Genomic DNA, 16,482 nt, shown 5'->3' on the forward strand with positions numbered 1-16,482 from the left:
GTTTTTTATGCAATTAATAATATTAACTATTGTTTTGTGCAAACGCCTTACATGCGTCTTTATCTTCACACTCGCCGTACAGGTAAAGAGAGTGGTTAGTTAACTTAATACCGTTTTCATCAGCAATCTCGAGTTGACGACGTTCAATTAAGTCATCTTCAAACTCAACAACTTTGCCACATTTTAAACATACTAAATGGTCATGGTGAGTACTACCAGAAAGTTCAAATACAGACTTACCACCTTCAAAATGATGACGGCTAACAATACCCGCATCATCAAATTGGTTTAAAACACGGTAAACAGTCGCAAGACCAATTTCTTCGCCTAGATCTAATAAAACCTTGTAAACATCTTCAGCGCTTATGTGTTGATTATCTGGAGATTGAAGAATCTCTAAAATTTTAATACGCGGTAAAGTTACCTTTAGCCCGGCTTTTTTAAGTTCCAAGTTATGATCAGTCATTAAATCTGTCTCAATTTTATTTAGTTATACTAGACATCTTGCAAGATGTACTCGTCACAATAACAGTTAGGATAACGTGCCTTAGCAGGAAGTGCAAAGAACAATTGATCTATATCAATATTAACGCGGAAAATGCTAACTGTTTGATAATATTTTAAACAGTTAGCATAAAAAAGGGGGGATTAATCTGCTAACTCACTTAAGCACATTTCATCATATACTTGAGCACACCATTGTTTAACGCGTTGCTCTGTTAGTTCCGGCTGACGGTCTTCATCAATACCTAAGCCTACAAAGTGCTTGTCATCAGCCATACCTTTTGATGCTTCAAAATCATAGCTGTCTGTTGGCCAATGTCCAACAACAATAGCACCACGCTCTGTTACGATATCGTTGATCATACCCATAGCGTCTAAGAAGTATTCTGCATAGTCTTCTTGGTCGCCACAGCCAAAAATAGCTACTAGCTTACCTTCAAAGCTTACTTCTTCAAGCTCAGGAAAAAAGTCATCCCAATCACACTGCGCTTCGCCATAGTACCAAGTTGGAATACCGAATAAGATCAGATCAAATTCAGCAATCTCTTCTTTAGAGCTTTTTGCAATGTCATGCACAGCAACGAGCTTTTTACCCAATTCTTTTTGGATCATTTTTGCTACGTGTTCTGTGTTACCTGTGTCACTTCCGAAAAAAATGCCTACACTTGCCATGGATTTAAACCTTTTATCTATCAATAGCCAATCTTTCTTGTAAAATTGTTTCGATCAACGCACTACGGCTAATATTTTGTGCATCTGCCATATCACTCAAAGCCTGATACAACTGTGACGAAACTTTAAATTCAACACGCTTTAAACCACGTGCTTTATCTCTTTTTATTTGATTACGTTTATTGACCTTTAACTGCATATCCCGTGGAAGGGGATTGGTTTTTGGTCTACCTGGACGTTTCTCGTATTCAAATAAATCAAGCGTTGTTCTATCTGTTTCTGACTTGGCCATGCTTAACCTACACCCGCACCTTGCCAAAATACCTGAATAAGTCCTTTGGCAATAAAGCCAGAGCAACCTAAAAAAAGTACCAGCCACACAATATAACGACCAAATTTAGGCACATTGCCGCTTTTCAGTACGTCTTTTATTGCCAAGCCGATAAAAATAAAAATACCTGCTAAGCCAAAATACAACCCTAAGGTATCAAATTCGTTAATAAACTGACTGACCATCGACGTATAACCTTTAAATTAAACGGCGCGTACTATAGCACATAAATCTTTAATTATTTAGTGTGATAAATCAAAAACACGCCACAAAAATAACATTAAACTGCAGTTAAAAAATCATTGATTGCTTTGTTTACAGCCTGTGGTTTTTGGGCATGCAACCAATGACCCGCACCATGGATGATTTTTGCACTTACATTTTTAAACAGCGAATTAATTGCTTCACGGTGCTCAGCTAATATGTAGTCAGAGTCATTACCTTTAATAAACAGAGTTTCGCATAAACAAGAATTATTTGCATTAATGTTGTCGGTAATTGTTGAATATTTATTATCAAGCACTGATAAATTGAATCGCCATACAAATTTCCCTGCATCATTTTTATATAAACTCTTTAGTAAAAATTGACGTACACCTAACTCTTCTATATACGGTTGCATTATTAAATCAGCTTGCTTTCTATCACTAATATCGGCATTTTTTACTGCATTTAATGCCTCAATGATTTGGGTATGACGAGCCGGGTAGCTAACTGGGGCGATATCAAGTACCACTAATTTATCGACCAATTCGCTATGGGTTAATGCAACTTGCATAGCCACTTTACCGCCCATGGAATGCCCTACAAGATGGGCTTTTTGTATTTTCAATTTCGCCATTAATTCCATAATGTCATTGGCCATGGCTAAGTAATCCATTTCATAACTGTGCGGGGAAAGACCATGGTTTCGTAAATCGACATTGGTTACGCGAAAGTGTTCACTTAATGGCTTTGCAATCACATTAAGATTTTCTAAAGAGCCAAACAGTCCATGGATCAAAACAACATCAGAACCTTGACCAATTTGTTTGTAATTTAATTGCATAAACATCTCCCATAATTTTGCGCATAGTTTGCCGAGCATTAACTTAAAAAGCAAAAAATACAGATATTATTTAAACGCTGGATGCAAAGATAGCTAGCTCCCTGATTATTTGGTCATTATTAATTATATGTTTAGGGTAGCGTGGGTTGTAACTCGCATTTCTAACTGGATTGGGTATATACCCAAACCATCACAAGATACAGAATTCAGCGTTTCACCGGGGCTTAATATCAAGGCGTTAGTTTGCAACAATGGCAATCCCTTTTAAAAATTAACAACGATGAGAGTAAGTTCCTGTGAAACGCCCAGAGGGTTGGTTTAAAAGCGATTTATACTGCGTTATTGATTTTAGCAATAGAATGACAATTGTTTGTAATCAATGCCTTGCCTAAATCGCTTTTAATTCCAACTGAAACTCGCATCTTGAGGTGATTTGGGTATAATCATATCGAAAGAAAAATGTGACCCGTAATGACAGGAAGAACATGAAACAAATCGACATAGACGACGAGTTATATCAGTACATTGCTAGCAATACCCAGAGTATTGGTGAAAGTGCATCGACTATTTTACGTCGTTTATTAAATCTCAGCGGCGAAAAAATTCACACCACAAAATCAGACACTGATCATAAAAATGAAACCGTTAGTGTGTCTAATTCATCTGAAGAACAACAAGTAGCTGTCGTTGAACAGCCAGTCTCTGTGGCGAAACCGCCAGTAAATAAAAAGAATGCAAACGTATTTAATATTTTAAATAAAGAAGAACTGGCAATGCAAAAAGGTGTTGTTGGTCGTTTCTTATTTATATTAAGTGCATTTTACCGAACGCACAAAACTGACTTTTCAGCAGTGCTTGATATAAAAGGCCGCGATCGTGTTTATTTTGCGACCAGTAAAGAAGACTTAGTCAATAGCGGCAGTAGTATGAACCCTAAAAACATCACCGACAGTGAATATTGGGTGATGACCAATTCGAATACTACACGTAAAAAAATGATGCTGCATGAAGTTGCACTTAGCTTAGGCTATAGCAATGAGCAAGCTGAAAAAATTCGTGATTATCTTTAAGGAAATACCATGGCAATTCATTCCGGCGCAGGCAAAACTGCACCACAATCGGTTTTAGTGAATGTACCAAAGCTAGTGTCTGCGTATTATTTAAATGAGCCTGATCTAGAGCAAAACCCAGAACATTGTGTTGCCTTTGGAACCTCAGGGCACCGTGGTTGTGCGTATGATGTGAAATTTAATGAGTCACATATATTATCAATTACCCAAGCTATTTGTGATTACAGAAAGCAAAACGATATATTTGGTCCATTATTTTTAGGTAAAGACACCCACGCGTTAAGCGAAGCCGCCTTTAACTCAGCGATAGAAGTGCTGGTTGCTAACGAAGTGCAAGTGATCACCCAAGAAAATGGCGACTTCACACCAACGCCGGTAATTAGCCACGCTATTGTTAGTTATAATAAAAATCACCCAAATGAATTAGCCGATGGTATTGTTGTTACTCCGTCTCATAATCCTCCTGAAGATGGCGGGTTCAAATATAACCCACCTAATGGCGGCCCTGCAGATACAGATGTAACAAAATGGATTGAAGATAGAGCCAATCAGCTTTTACTAGAAGACTTAGTTGAAGTAGAACTGTTTCCGTTTGCTAAAGCGTCGCGTTCTGGTTTTATCCGCTATGAAGATTTAATGACACCTTACATCAATGATCTTGAAAACATTGTTAACTTAAAAGCGATTAGTGATGCAGGCATTAAAATTGGTATTGATCCATTAGGTGGTTCAGGCATTAACTTTTGGCCAGTGATTGCTAAAAAATATAAACTAGATTTAACCGTTGTGAATGACAGTGTTGATCCGCGTTTTGCATTTATGCCACTTGATAAAGATGGCAAAATTCGTATGGATTGCTCATCGCCTTATTCAATGGCGAATTTAATTGCCCTTAAAGATGATTTTGATTTATCGATAGGTAATGACCCTGATTATGACCGCCATGGCATAGTAACACCAGACGGATTAATGAATCCAAATCATTTTTTAGCGGTAGCCATTGATTATTTACTAATACATCGTGACTGGGATGCCAGTGTTGAAATTGGTAAAACCCTCGTTTCTAGCTCAATGATTGATAAAGTCACTGAGCGTAATAACCGTAAAGTTAAAGAAGTGCCGGTTGGTTTTAAATGGTTTGTTGAGGGGTTAAATAAAGGTAAATTGGCTTTTGGTGGTGAAGAAAGTGCTGGTGCTGCTTTTTTACGTTTTGATGGCACGGTTTGGTGTACAGATAAAGATGGCTTTATCATGGGACTACTTGCCGCTGAAATTCTTGCAGTTACAGGTAAAACTCCGTCTGCGTTATATAAAGAACGAGAGCAAGAGTTTGGTGCGCCACTTTATAAACGTTTAGATGCGCCGGCAACGCATGAGCAAAAGTCACGATTAAAAGCGCTCAGTGCTAATGACGTAAAAGCAGATACCTTAGCGGGTGAAGCCATTTTACAAAAACTTACTCATGCGCCAGGTAATAATGCGGCAATTGGTGGTTTAAAAGTAGTAACTGAAAGCGGCTGGTTTGCAGCGCGTCCTTCAGGTACTGAAGATATATATAAAATATATCTAGAATCATTTAAAGGCGAAGAGCACTTAGCCTTATTAGAAAAAGAAGCTAAAAAACTGGTTGATTCAGTAATTAGCTAATCTGCTATTAAAATTAAAAACGGCTGATTTATTCAGCCGTTTTTGTATCTACAATTTATAAAACAAAAAGGGCTCTTATAGTGATGTCAGCCACTTCAGAATATATTAATCAATTAAAACAAGATGGTGATTTTTTAACGCTTTCTCGAAACCATGAATGGCATTTGGATGCAGGCCAATTTACCCTTAATAATAATACGCAAGTAACTGTGCATGATACCGGTGTGATTGAGTTTGAACCTGATTGTATAACGTCAAAGAATGTGGTGCTTTCAAGTGCCATTCATGGCAATGAAACAGCCCCCATTGAAATTTGCGATGAACTGATTAAACACATTATTAGTGGGCAACTTGAATTACAACAACGGGTTTTATTTATTTTTGGTAACCCTCAGTCAATTAATATTGGTAAACGCTTTGTAGAAGAGAACTTAAATCGCTTATTTAATGGGCACCACACAGTTGATGGCATTGCGATGAACGACGAACGTGTTCGTGCTGCAAAACTTGAACATTACGTTAGCGATTTTTATGCACGCTCAGAGCAGGACACGTATCGCTGTCATTATGATTTACATACCGCTATTCGTGGTTCTAAAAATGAAAAGTTTGCTGTTTACCCATTTTTACATGGTAAGCCGTGGAAAAAGTCGCAACTGCAATTTTTATTAAGTTGTGGTGTGAATACGGTATTAATGATGAAATCACCTGCTACCACGTTTAGCTACTATTCATCGTTTGTGCATGGGGCTGATTCGTTTACCGTTGAGCTTGGGCAAGTAAAACCCTTTGGTGAAAACGACATGTCACGCTTTGCAAAAACCAAGCAAACATTAACTGCATTAATTAGTCAAAAAGAAGTGGAATACCCTAAATTTAATGCAAATGACTTTGAGTTGTTTTCTGTTCATCGCACAATTAACCGAACAGAACAAAACTTTAGCTTTCCGTTTTCTGATGATGCCGAGAACTTTACAGGCTTTGCAAAGGGTGAGCTTTTAGCAACTGATGGCGATAATGCAATTTATGCGGACGTAGAAGGGGAAGCGATTATTTTTCCTAACGCACAAGTTGCTATTGGACAACGTGCACTATTAACGGTTGTTCCTATGCAAGTAGACAGCCGCTTTAGTTAATTCAACACATCAGACCACTTGTTATTAAAGTTTAACCAACTGATTAATAAGTGGTTAATTTTATGTATAGTTAACTTGCCAGTTTTTTGCTCAATATTTACTTTTGTTTGGTCACAGTTTTGTTGAATAACACTTTACGTTAACGTAAAGTATTGGCAGCTTTAATTAAATACAGTGCAGATGTTGCAAAGTTTATTCAGCAACAATCACCCATAATAATAATTTAAAGGGGCACTGTGATACCGACAACAAGAGAAGGTAGGTTATGAGTAATCCCAATAACGTATCGCTGAATATTAACCATGAGCTTGAGTTCATCGACGGCCACGCGCTTAATATTCCAACCCTTAGTATTTTAACTGAGGACGGCGACATTCATCCTAGTGCTCCTGCACCTGACATTTCTAAACAAACCGCTATTAAATTATACGAAACCATGCGTTTTATTCGTTTATTGGATGAACGTATGCAGGGTGCTCAACGCCAAGGCCGTGTTAGCTTTTACATGCAGTGTTTAGGTGAAGAGGCTGCCGTAACAGCCTCTGCGGCAGCCCTTGATCAAGATGATATGATTATGGCGCAATACCGTGAGCAAGCGGCGTTGCATTACCGTGGTTTTACGCTTGACCAATTTATGAATCAGATGTTTTCTAACGAATTAGATCTTGGTAAAGGCCGTCAAATGCCGATCCATTATGGTTCTAAAGCACTTAACTACATGACAATTTCATCGCCATTAGGAACTCAAATTCCACAGGCCACCGGTTACGCATACGGTCAAAAAGTAAAACATATCGATGCTAAAACAGGTGAACTAGCAAGCACTATTGATAACGTCACCATTTGTTATTTTGGTGAAGGTGCCGCTTCAGAAGGTGATTTTCACGCAGGTCTTAACATGGCTGCAGTGCACAAGGCACCGGTTATCTTTTTTGCACGTAATAATGGTTATGCTATTTCTACCCCAGCTGATGAACAATTTAAAGGTGATGGTATTGCATCGCGTGGCGTAGGGTATGGTATTAAAACCATACGTGTTGATGGCAGCGATGCACTCGCTGTTTATGCAGCAACTAAAAAAGCCCGAGAAATTGCAGCAACTCAAGGTGAACCTGTACTGATTGAATCGATAGCTTATCGTTTAGGGGCGCACTCAACGTCAGATGATCCTAGTGGCTACCGTTCAAAAGATGAAGAAGCAAACTATAAGGCGTGCCCAATTGAGCGCTTTAGAAAATGGCTAGTAAAACAAAACTGGTTAGATGACGCAGAAGATATAAAAGCGAAAGAAACAATTCGTGATGATATTTTGGCGGCACTTAAACGCGCTGAAGTAATTGATAAACCAGCCTTAGAAGAGCTGATTTCTGATGTGTACGATACACCAATTCCATCTTTACAACGCCAATATGATGAGCTTAAAACACATATAAAAGCCCATCCTGATGCCTACCCAACAACAGCAGGGAGAATTAAGTAATGGCTAAAATGAACATGCTACATGCAATTAATTCTGCTTTAGAAATCACTATGAATGAGCACCCTCAAGCGTGTATTTTTGGTGAAGACGTGGGTTATTTTGGCGGTGTTTTTAGAGCAACATCAGGCTTACAAGAAAAATACGGTAAGCACCGAGTGTTCAACACGCCGCTTACAGAGCAAGGCATTTTAGGTTTTGCTAATGGCTTGGCCGCATTTGGTGCACCAGCGCTTGCTGAGATTCAATTTGCTGATTACATCTTTCCTGCGTTTGACCAAATAGTGAATGAATCGGCTAAGTTTCGTTACCGTAGTGGTAATGAATTCAACGTGGGTAATCTAACAATACGCACACCTTACGGCGGCGGTATTGCTGGTGGTTTGTATCACTCGCAATCGCCAGAAGCGTATTTTGCCCATACACCAGGGTTAAAAATTGTCGTGCCACGTAACCCTTATCAAGCTAAAGGCTTACTTCGCGCATGTATTAAAGACGATAACCCAGTGCTATTTTTTGAGCCAAAACGTTTATATCGTGCATCTACGGGTGAAGTGCCAGAAGAAGATTACAGCATTGAACTAGGTAAAGCTGAGGTAGTTCAAGAGGGCACTGACGTTACTTTATTGGCGTGGGGCGCACAAATGGAAATCGTAGAAGCAGCCGCTAAACAAGCCAGCGAGCAAGGTATTAGCTGTGAGGTGATTGACCTTCGCAGTATTTTACCGTGGGACGTTGAAACGATTGCTAAATCAGTGACAAAAACGGGTCGGCTTATTGTTAGTCATGAAGCACCTATTACTAATGGTTTTGGCGCCGAAATTGCGGCAACCATCGCTCAAGAGTGTTTCTTGCATTTAGAGTCACCTATTTTACGTGTCTGTGGTTTAGATACACCATACCCGCTGGCGCTTGAAAAAGAATATGTTCCAGATGCATTGAAAGTAATGGCCGCAATTAAACAATCAGTGAACTTTTAGGGGTTTCCATGGCTAAAGATTTTATATTACCCGACATTGGTGAAGGCATTGTTGAATGCGAAGTAGTCGAATGGCTGGTACAAGAAGGTGATACAGTAAAAGAAGATCAGCCTATTTGTGATGTGATGACAGATAAAGCCTTAGTGCAAATTCCTGCGGTACACGATGGGGTGATCACTAAGCTGCATTGCAAAAAAGGCGATATTGCTAAAGTGCATGCGCCATTATTTGCAATGGATGTTGCCGGGGAAGCACCCAGCGAAAAGACTGAAACATCATCGGCACCAACATCTACTCGTGAACACTTAGAAGATTTTATCTTACCCGATATTGGTGAAGGTATTGTTGAGTGTGAAATTGTAGAGTGGTTAGTAGCAGAAGGCGATGAGATTGAAGAAGACCAAGCTGTTTGTGATGTAATGACTGATAAAGCGTTGGTACAGATACCGGCTAAATATACCGGTACTGTACAAAAGCTATATTATCAAAAAGGTGAAATTGCCAAAGTACACAGCCCGTTGTTTCAAATGACCATAGCAGGTCAAGTTGCAAAAGAAGATGTTGATGTTAATCAAGCGGTCGTAAAAGCACAAAGCAATGCAACTACCGATGCACCGGTTAAACAAACACAACCACAAACTGCGATTGTTAACGAAAAAGCAGTTGCCTCACCTGCGGTTAGACGTAAAGCGCGAGAGCTTGATGTAGATTTAACTTGCGTACCAGGCAGTGGTAAAAATGGTCGTATTTATAAACAAGATATTGAAGCGTTTATAAAAAATGAAGTGCCATCTGGTATGGATACTTCTGAGCTTAACAAACCACAGACTACTGAGAGTAAAAAACCAAGCAGTACTGAACATACAGCGAGCACAGGTGGAACGCGAACAGAAGCGATTAAAGGTATTAAAGCGGCCATGGCAAAACAAATGGTAGCGTCGGTTTCTACTATTCCACATTTTACCTACAGTGATGAAATTGACTTAACTGATTTAATTGCACTTAGAACTGATCTGAAAGAGCAATATAAAGCTCAGGGCGTTAAGTTAACTATGATGCCATTCTTTATTAAGGCGTTATCGTTGGCTATGAGTCAATTTCCAGTACTTAACTCAAAAGTAAATGATGATTGTAGCGAAATTACTTACTATGACGATCATAACATTGGAGTTGCGGTAGATTCTAAAGTGGGTTTATTAGTGCCTAATATTAAAGCTTGTCAAACTAAAAGCATTGTAGAGGTTGCTAACAGTTTAACTCAGCTTACTGATTCTGCTCGCGAAGGGCGAGTTGCACCTGATGATTTAAAAGGTGGCACTATTAGCATTTCTAACATTGGTGCAATTGGCGGCACTATTGCAACGCCAATCATAAATAAGCCAGAAGTCGCGATTGTGGCACTTGGTAAATTACAGCACCTTCCACGCTTTGATCAGCATGGGCAGGTAGTTTCACGTGCAATTATGCAAGTAAGTTGGTCAGGTGATCACCGTGTAATTGATGGCGGCACGATAGCGCGCTTTAACAATTTATGGAAAGAATACTTAGAGCAACCAGCTAAAATGATGATGGCAATGCGCTAATCTTTTTCATTAAGTTTTTAATAAAAAAACCAGCAAATTAGCTGGTTTTTTATATCTTGAAAAGTAAATTAATAAAAGGTAAAGCGATTTAGCTGAAAAAATACAGTCCATAACCCACTAATAACGCCGGAACTGCGGTATATAGTGTGGCAATAATGGCCGCTTTGGGTGCCATAGCAATGGCAGGGAAAAGCGCATCGCCATCATTAGAAATGGCGTTCGCAGCTAAAGCACTAAACGGTATCGCGCCTTGAATGTATAACGTGGTGACAATGATTTGCGGTCCACAACCGGGTAAAAAGCCAATTAATACCGCAATAAACGGTGCTAAATAGGCAAAATTTAAAAACCATGTTTTTAAATCAAGGCCAAACACGGTAACCAGTAGTTCAAATAACACAAAGGAGGCAACCACCCACGCAGTTACAAAATGAGTATCTTGAAGTACTTTTGTTATTTTTGAAGGCGGACTGCATACATCATCTTCTGAGGTTACTTCTTTATAGCTTTCACCTTTTGATGATAGCGCCCACATAAACACCACAAATAGTGCCATTAAAGCACCAAAAAAGCTGACCGCATTTACTACATGATTGCCAAATTGGCTTAAATCAATATTAAATGCCAGTATAAAAGCAATCAATAATCCAGGAATAATAGCCATTAACCAAATAGGCTTGCTCAACTTTATTATTCTGGTTGGCAATACAGTCACCGGTTGTGTTTGCTTTTGATTGGTAGGGCATAAATAACCCGTTTTATGTAGTTTATTAACCAGTAAGCCTGCTAGCGTTCCAACGACTAAGCCTATGGCCATTATTGTTAACCCGTCAGTAGGGCGGGTAGCTAATAATAAAAACGCAGCATCACCCATAGTTGCTGTTAATACCGCGACAATAGCCCCAAAGCTTGCTTGTCCCTTGGTAAATTGAGTAACCACAATGATTGCACCACCACAGCCTGGCAGCATACCTAAAAAAGCAGCAAAGCTGACCTCTAACACAGGAGACTTAGCATTTAGATAACGAAGCTCTAGTTGGGGTAAATGATCAATCGCGTAGTAGTAAATAAATAAGGTAGCAGCAACAAACACACTGACTTGAAAAAAAGCATCACTGAGTGCAGTGATTGTTATAGTGCGTAAGCTGGGCAAGGCTAAACAGACTAAAATTAACAGTGGTAAAATTAGGCGTTTATTTTGATGAAAAACACGTTTTGCAGCTGGCGAAATAACTCCTAAATGTTCTGTTAAAAACATACAGTACGACCTAATTAAGAAACTAGATCGCACTGTACTATTTTATTAAATGATAATCAATATCATTTGAAGGGTTGATTGAAAATGCTTATTTACGTTGAAACTCTGAGTTTTCATTCCAAGTAGGCCATTGAGTTTGCTGCGAAATATCAAAACCTACTTTATAAAATAATTGTAAATCTTGAACCGCACCTGATAAATCCCACTCATCGCGATATCTATCACAAGGCTGGTGGTAACAGCCACGCAGTACTAGGCTCATACGCTTGCGGTAATTAGCCGTTTCTTCATCAAACGCTTCTGAACCACCACCAGCATACATAGCAGGTACACCCATATTGGCAAAGGCAAAGTGATCAGAGCGGTAGTAACCACCTGAAGATGGCTTAGGGTCGCCCGATACTGTTCTGCCTTGCTCCTTTGCAGCAGTAGCTAATAGTTCATCCATTTGTGATTTACCAATACCTACAACACTAATATCTTTTACTTTACCTAATAGGTTTAAGCTATCCATATTAATATTTGCAACGGTTTTATTTGCTGGAATAACCGGGTTCGCGGCGTAATATTTTGAGCCAAGTAAACCTTGTTCTTCAGCGGTTACCGCTAAAAAGGTCATTGAACGGTCAGGGCGTTTACCTAGTTTAGTAAAGGCTTCAGCCACTTCGATCATACCGGCAGTACCTGTCGCATTATCATGGGCACCATTATAAATTTGATCGCCTTTACGATTTTTATCCGTTCCTAAATGATCCCAATGCGCAGAGTAAATAATATGCTCATCTGGCGTTTTACTACCCGGAAGAGTGGCAATAAAGTTATATGATACCGATTTTTTGATGGTATTTTTTACATTCACAGTGGCAGCTAAATCGCCCATATCTACATGGTAAGCGCCTTTAGCCGCTTCTGCTTTAGCAGTATCAAAATCAAGGCCTGCTTTAGTAAATAGCTCTTTTGCTACATCAACAGTAACCCAACCTTCAACAGCAACACGATCCATGTTGTTATTATCTTTTACAAAACCAAACTGCTCGCCACTCCACGAGTTCTCAACCACTGACCAAGGGTAAGACGCCGGTGCTGTTTCATGAATGATAATAGCGCCCGCTGCACCTTGACGGCTTGCTTCTTCGTATTTATAAGTCCAACGGCCATAGTAGGTCATGGCATCACCGGTAAATAAGTTTGGATCTTTAGTTGCAAAACCAGGATCGTTTACCAGCATCACGACGGTTTTACCCTTAACATCTAGGCCTTCGTAATCATTCCAGTTATATTCAGGTGCGTTAACACCGTAGCCGACAAATACCAGCTCTGAATTTTCAATCCCTTCTTGCGCACTTATACGGCTACTACCCATTACCATGTCTTTTTTGTATTGGTAGTCTTTACCGCCAATATTAAGCACCATGTCTGAGTCTGCTTCTAATGATACAAGCGGTACTTCTTGGAAAAAGCTATCACCGTTACCCGGTTCAAAACCCAATGCAGTAAATTCTTTTGTTAAGTAGTCAAGCGTAAGCTTTTCACCTTCAGATGAAGGAGCACGACCACCAAACTCATCAGAGGCTAACACTTTTACATGCTTAGCAATTTCATCGGCTTGAATGCTGTTATAGCCTTTCGCAACATCGTCAGAAGTGATACTTGTTGTTGCACAACCCGCTAGAATCGCTGTTGTGATTAAGGTCAAAGAAAAATAACGTTTCATATTGGCTCTTTTTTTGTTCTAAGTGGCCCTAGTATATGAACTTCTGTTAATTAGAACCAGTTTTTGCGGTAAACTGTCACGGATAAAAATGTACAGTAAAGGTAACAATGAAGCGTTTTACTCCCCCAGAACAATTTCAAGTAACGAGCCTAAACACAGGGGCATTTGCTCACTTACGTCAGCTGTTTAAAATTCATCAACAAACAGACTGGCCAGAACCTGCGTATTTTGCCCCGTACTTAAATGCCATAAACGCAAATAATCTCCCCATTCGTTTTATCGATGATGCCAAGGTTGACTTTGCTGAACGCTATTATGAACAAGTCATTTTTGAAACAGGGGAAGTCCCCACGCGCCAACAAAATTGGCATGATCTGTTTGGTGGTTTTATTTGGTGCTTATTTCCAAAAACAAAAGCCCTTATTAATCAGCGTCATGTTGATGAAATAGCGTTGCATGGATTAAAACAGCGTAGTAAACATCGTAACGCTTTAACCCTATTTGACGAATGCGGTGTGGTTTTAGCTATTAGTGAATCACAGTGGAAAGAGTGGTTAAGAGACCACCAATGGAAAACAGCGTTTATAGAGCATAGAGAGCTGTGGGGTAAAACCATAGCGCCATTTATGTTTGGCCATGCTAATTATGAAATGTTGACTAAGCCTTATATTGGGCTCACAGGCAAAGCCTTATTTGTAAGTGTGCCGGATGAAATATTTTGTAAAGATTTAGTAACGCAATACCAGTACCTAGATCAGCGACTTTATGAGATGATTAAAAACGATGATTGTTTAGCCGATAATAAACAGCTTTCACCCTTACCCTTATTAGGTGTTCCTGGTTGGTGTGAGGAGAATAACAATTCATCATTTTACGACAACACGGACTATTTTAGACCGAAACGAAGGACACGAAAATGATAGAAGTCACCGCGCTTAAAAAGAAGTTTAAGCTCACTAAAGATCATAAAAAAAATAAAACAGATGAAATAGACCCACGCGAAGATAAAGATTATTTTCACTCGGTTAAAAATGTCAGCTTTAGCTGTGCAAAAGGCGAAGTATTAGGGCTATTAGGGCCTAATGGCGCGGGTAAAACCACCACCTTAAGAATGATTTCAACCGCATTAAAACCGGATGATGGCAGTATTACTATTGCTGGAAATGACATAATTAAAAAGCCACTCATTGGGCGTAAATCTATCGGGTTTTTGTCTGGCTCTACTGGTTTATATGGCCGTCTAACGGTAAAAGAAAATATCGAATATTTTGCAAAGCTACATGGCATGAGCAAGCAAGCAATCAAGGCACGCTGTGAAGAGTTATTTACCTTACTCGATATGCATAAATTTATTGATAAGCGCGCTGAAAACTTATCAACCGGTATGAAACAAAAAGCCAATATAGCGCGTGCTGTAGTGCATCACCCAGATGTTGTTATTCTTGATGAGCCAACTACCGGGCTTGATATTATGACCACTCAAACAGTAATTAACTTTATTAAAGGCTTAAAAGCACAAGGAACTCCGGTTATTTTCTCAACGCACCATTTAGATGAAGTTGCACTTTTATGCGACCGTGTAGCGGTCATTAATGAAGGTATAAGTTGTTTTGATGGCACCCTCGCTGAATTTAAACAAGCGGGTAACAGCGAAGAATTAAACCAAGCGTTTATGAACATATTAACGGAGAAGCAAGATGTTTGAGGTATTTAAAAAGGAATTAACAGAGCTGTTACGCGATAAAAAAACCTTGTTGTTCGTGGTGGTATTTCCGATTGTGGTTTTTCCGTTGTTATTTGCTGTGGTTGCGTTTATCTCTTCGCAAGCCGCGCTTGATGCAGAGCAAAAAGTGAATACTTATGCGATTATCAATGGCGACTTTGCCCCAGAATTTACTGATAAAGTGTTTTATCATAAAAGCTTTGAGTTATATAAAGGCGATAAAACCTTCAATAGTGTTGAGGAGCTAAAAGCAGGCGTAACTGCTGGCGATATCGACATGGGCATATACTTACCAAGCGATGCAGTGCAAACATTAGATGATAAAAAGCAAAGTGAATGGCAAGTTGTATTTAATGATTCAAAATCAATTAACTTCTTATTTGAGCGTGTAAAAGAGCTTGCTAAAGAGTACAGCGATACACTTCAAGAAAGTAAACTATTAAGCTTTGGTATTGATAAAAGCGCACAACAATCTATTTTAAAGCCAATTAATGTGGTTAAAGTTGATACTGCAGACAAACGTGAAAACTTAGGTGAAAAAGTAGGTGGGTTTTTACCTTATTTACTTATCCCGTTAGTACTGATGGGGGCAACTTACCCAGCAATAGATTTAGGCGCTGGCGAAAAAGAACGTGGCACGTTAGAAACTTTACTACTTACGCCAATTACTCGTACAGAGCTAGTATTGGGTAAATTTATAACTCTACTCACTACTTCAATCGCATCAACTACTATCACCGTGATTAGTATGGGGTGTTGGATAGCATTAGCACTCGCATTTGCTGATCTAGAGTTTATTAAAGCCGCGTTTAGTACATTAGGTATTACAGACTTGCTGATGATTTTTGTATTGTTATTGCCAATTGCAGCTATTTTTTCTGCATTAGCATTGGCTATATCAATCTATGCACGTTCGTTTAAAGAAGCACAAAATTACATGACGCCATTAAGTATGGTGGTATTTTTCCCAATTATTATTTCCATAATGCCTAATATGGAACTGACCGCTAAAACAGCCTTTATTCCGGTTACTAACGTCGCCTTAGCGATTAAAGAAATTATTAAAGGCACCGTCGATTACACGCTGGTTGGATTGATATTTTTAGCTACGGCACTGATAGCCGGTGCGCTACTGGCATTTTGTGTTAAGTGGTTTAACCGCGAAGACGTGTTGTTTAGATAACCATTTTAATTGCAAAGTATTTAAAAAGGTCGCACAGCGACCTTTTTTTATAAATTATCATGATGAGAGAGTGCTATATGCTTAATCTAAGCTCTGTGTTTGAAAGTTACTAGATAAGCAATTAATAAAAAACCGCTGTATGAAAAATACATACAG

At 39.1% G+C, this 16,482-nt stretch carries 16 protein-coding genes; 9 read left to right on the plus strand and 7 right to left on the minus strand.

Annotated features, from left to right (window positions below):
* Positions 1–22 precede the first annotated feature (22 nt).
* The 5 genes from fur to P20439_RS10565 all read right to left on the minus strand — a co-directional run bounded on the left by fur (position 23) and on the right by P20439_RS10565 (position 2,555).
* The gene (gene fur, locus P20439_RS10545; RefSeq protein ID WP_008113768.1) at positions 23–466 is read right to left on the minus strand and encodes a ferric iron uptake transcriptional regulator; all 444 of its coding nucleotides are present in this window, start codon (positions 464–466) and stop codon (positions 23–25) included.
* A gap of 182 nt (positions 467–648) precedes the next feature.
* Positions 649–1,176 carry a flavodoxin FldA gene (gene fldA / locus P20439_RS10550; protein WP_008113772.1) on the minus strand — a complete coding sequence of 176 codons (528 nt, stop codon included), beginning with the start codon at positions 1,174–1,176 and terminating at the stop codon, positions 649–651.
* A 13-nt stretch (positions 1,177–1,189) separates the two neighbouring features.
* The gene (ybfE, locus tag P20439_RS10555; RefSeq protein ID WP_008113775.1) at positions 1,190–1,468 is read right to left on the minus strand and encodes a LexA regulated protein; all 279 of its coding nucleotides are present in this window, start codon (positions 1,466–1,468) and stop codon (positions 1,190–1,192) included.
* A 2-nt stretch (positions 1,469–1,470) separates the two neighbouring features.
* On the minus strand, positions 1,471–1,692 hold the full coding sequence (locus P20439_RS10560; RefSeq protein ID WP_008113777.1) for a DUF2788 domain-containing protein: 222 nt from the start codon (positions 1,690–1,692) through the stop codon (positions 1,471–1,473).
* A 95-nt stretch (positions 1,693–1,787) separates the two neighbouring features.
* Entirely contained in the window at positions 1,788–2,555 is a 768-nt protein-coding gene (locus P20439_RS10565) for an alpha/beta fold hydrolase (protein WP_008466727.1), read from the minus strand.
* Between the two features lie 485 nt (positions 2,556–3,040).
* Between P20439_RS10565 and seqA the strand changes: the two genes are divergently transcribed.
* From seqA to P20439_RS10595, 6 genes are all read left to right on the plus strand, one after another.
* Positions 3,041–3,625, plus strand: coding sequence for a replication initiation negative regulator SeqA (gene seqA, locus P20439_RS10570; RefSeq protein WP_008466729.1), 585 nt, complete (start codon positions 3,041–3,043; stop codon positions 3,623–3,625).
* 9 nt (positions 3,626–3,634) lie between these two features.
* Positions 3,635–5,272 (plus strand): phosphoglucomutase (alpha-D-glucose-1,6-bisphosphate-dependent), encoded by a 1,638-nt coding sequence (pgm, locus tag P20439_RS10575; RefSeq protein WP_008466730.1) that lies wholly within the window; start codon positions 3,635–3,637, stop codon positions 5,270–5,272.
* A gap of 83 nt (positions 5,273–5,355) precedes the next feature.
* Positions 5,356–6,408: a succinylglutamate desuccinylase gene (gene astE / locus P20439_RS10580; protein ID WP_008466732.1), complete on the plus strand. Its 1,053-nt coding sequence runs from the start codon at positions 5,356–5,358 to the stop codon at positions 6,406–6,408.
* A 265-nt stretch (positions 6,409–6,673) separates the two neighbouring features.
* Complete coding sequence (locus tag P20439_RS10585; RefSeq protein ID WP_008466734.1) at positions 6,674–7,888, plus strand: thiamine pyrophosphate-dependent dehydrogenase E1 component subunit alpha; 1,215 nt, start codon at positions 6,674–6,676, stop codon at positions 7,886–7,888.
* Positions 7,888–8,865 (plus strand): alpha-ketoacid dehydrogenase subunit beta, encoded by a 978-nt coding sequence (locus tag P20439_RS10590; protein WP_008466735.1) that lies wholly within the window; start codon positions 7,888–7,890, stop codon positions 8,863–8,865. Before P20439_RS10585 ends, P20439_RS10590 begins: the two co-directional genes overlap by 1 nt.
* 8 nt (positions 8,866–8,873) lie before the next feature.
* Positions 8,874–10,448 (plus strand): dihydrolipoyllysine-residue acetyltransferase, encoded by a 1,575-nt coding sequence (locus P20439_RS10595; RefSeq protein ID WP_008466737.1) that lies wholly within the window; start codon positions 8,874–8,876, stop codon positions 10,446–10,448.
* 88 nt (positions 10,449–10,536) lie between these two features.
* Here the strand turns inward: P20439_RS10595 and P20439_RS10600 are convergent, their stop codons facing one another.
* Together P20439_RS10600 and P20439_RS10605 are read right to left on the minus strand one after the other, a co-directional pair.
* Positions 10,537–11,706 (minus strand): putative manganese transporter, encoded by a 1,170-nt coding sequence (locus tag P20439_RS10600; protein ID WP_008113794.1) that lies wholly within the window; start codon positions 11,704–11,706, stop codon positions 10,537–10,539.
* An 88-nt stretch (positions 11,707–11,794) separates the two neighbouring features.
* Positions 11,795–13,420 carry a M28 family metallopeptidase gene (locus tag P20439_RS10605; protein WP_008113796.1) on the minus strand — a complete coding sequence of 542 codons (1,626 nt, stop codon included), beginning with the start codon at positions 13,418–13,420 and terminating at the stop codon, positions 11,795–11,797.
* A gap of 107 nt (positions 13,421–13,527) precedes the next feature.
* Between P20439_RS10605 and P20439_RS10610 the strand changes: the two genes are divergently transcribed.
* The 3 genes from P20439_RS10610 to P20439_RS10620 are packed head-to-tail and all read left to right on the plus strand — an operon-like array spanning position 13,528 to position 16,326.
* Positions 13,528–14,340: a DUF3025 domain-containing protein gene (locus tag P20439_RS10610; protein WP_008113798.1), complete on the plus strand. Its 813-nt coding sequence runs from the start codon at positions 13,528–13,530 to the stop codon at positions 14,338–14,340.
* Positions 14,337–15,125 (plus strand): ABC transporter ATP-binding protein, encoded by a 789-nt coding sequence (locus P20439_RS10615; RefSeq protein ID WP_008113800.1) that lies wholly within the window; start codon positions 14,337–14,339, stop codon positions 15,123–15,125. Before P20439_RS10610 ends, P20439_RS10615 begins: the two co-directional genes overlap by 4 nt.
* Positions 15,118–16,326 (plus strand): ABC transporter permease, encoded by a 1,209-nt coding sequence (locus P20439_RS10620; RefSeq protein WP_008113802.1) that lies wholly within the window; start codon positions 15,118–15,120, stop codon positions 16,324–16,326. The genes P20439_RS10615 and P20439_RS10620 overlap by 8 nt, the downstream gene beginning before the upstream one ends.
* The last annotated feature ends 156 nt before the right edge of the window (positions 16,327–16,482 follow it).

This window comes from Pseudoalteromonas sp. BSi20439, assembly GCF_000241165.1.
In the GTDB taxonomy this organism is placed as follows: Bacteria; Pseudomonadota; Gammaproteobacteria; order Enterobacterales; family Alteromonadaceae; genus Pseudoalteromonas.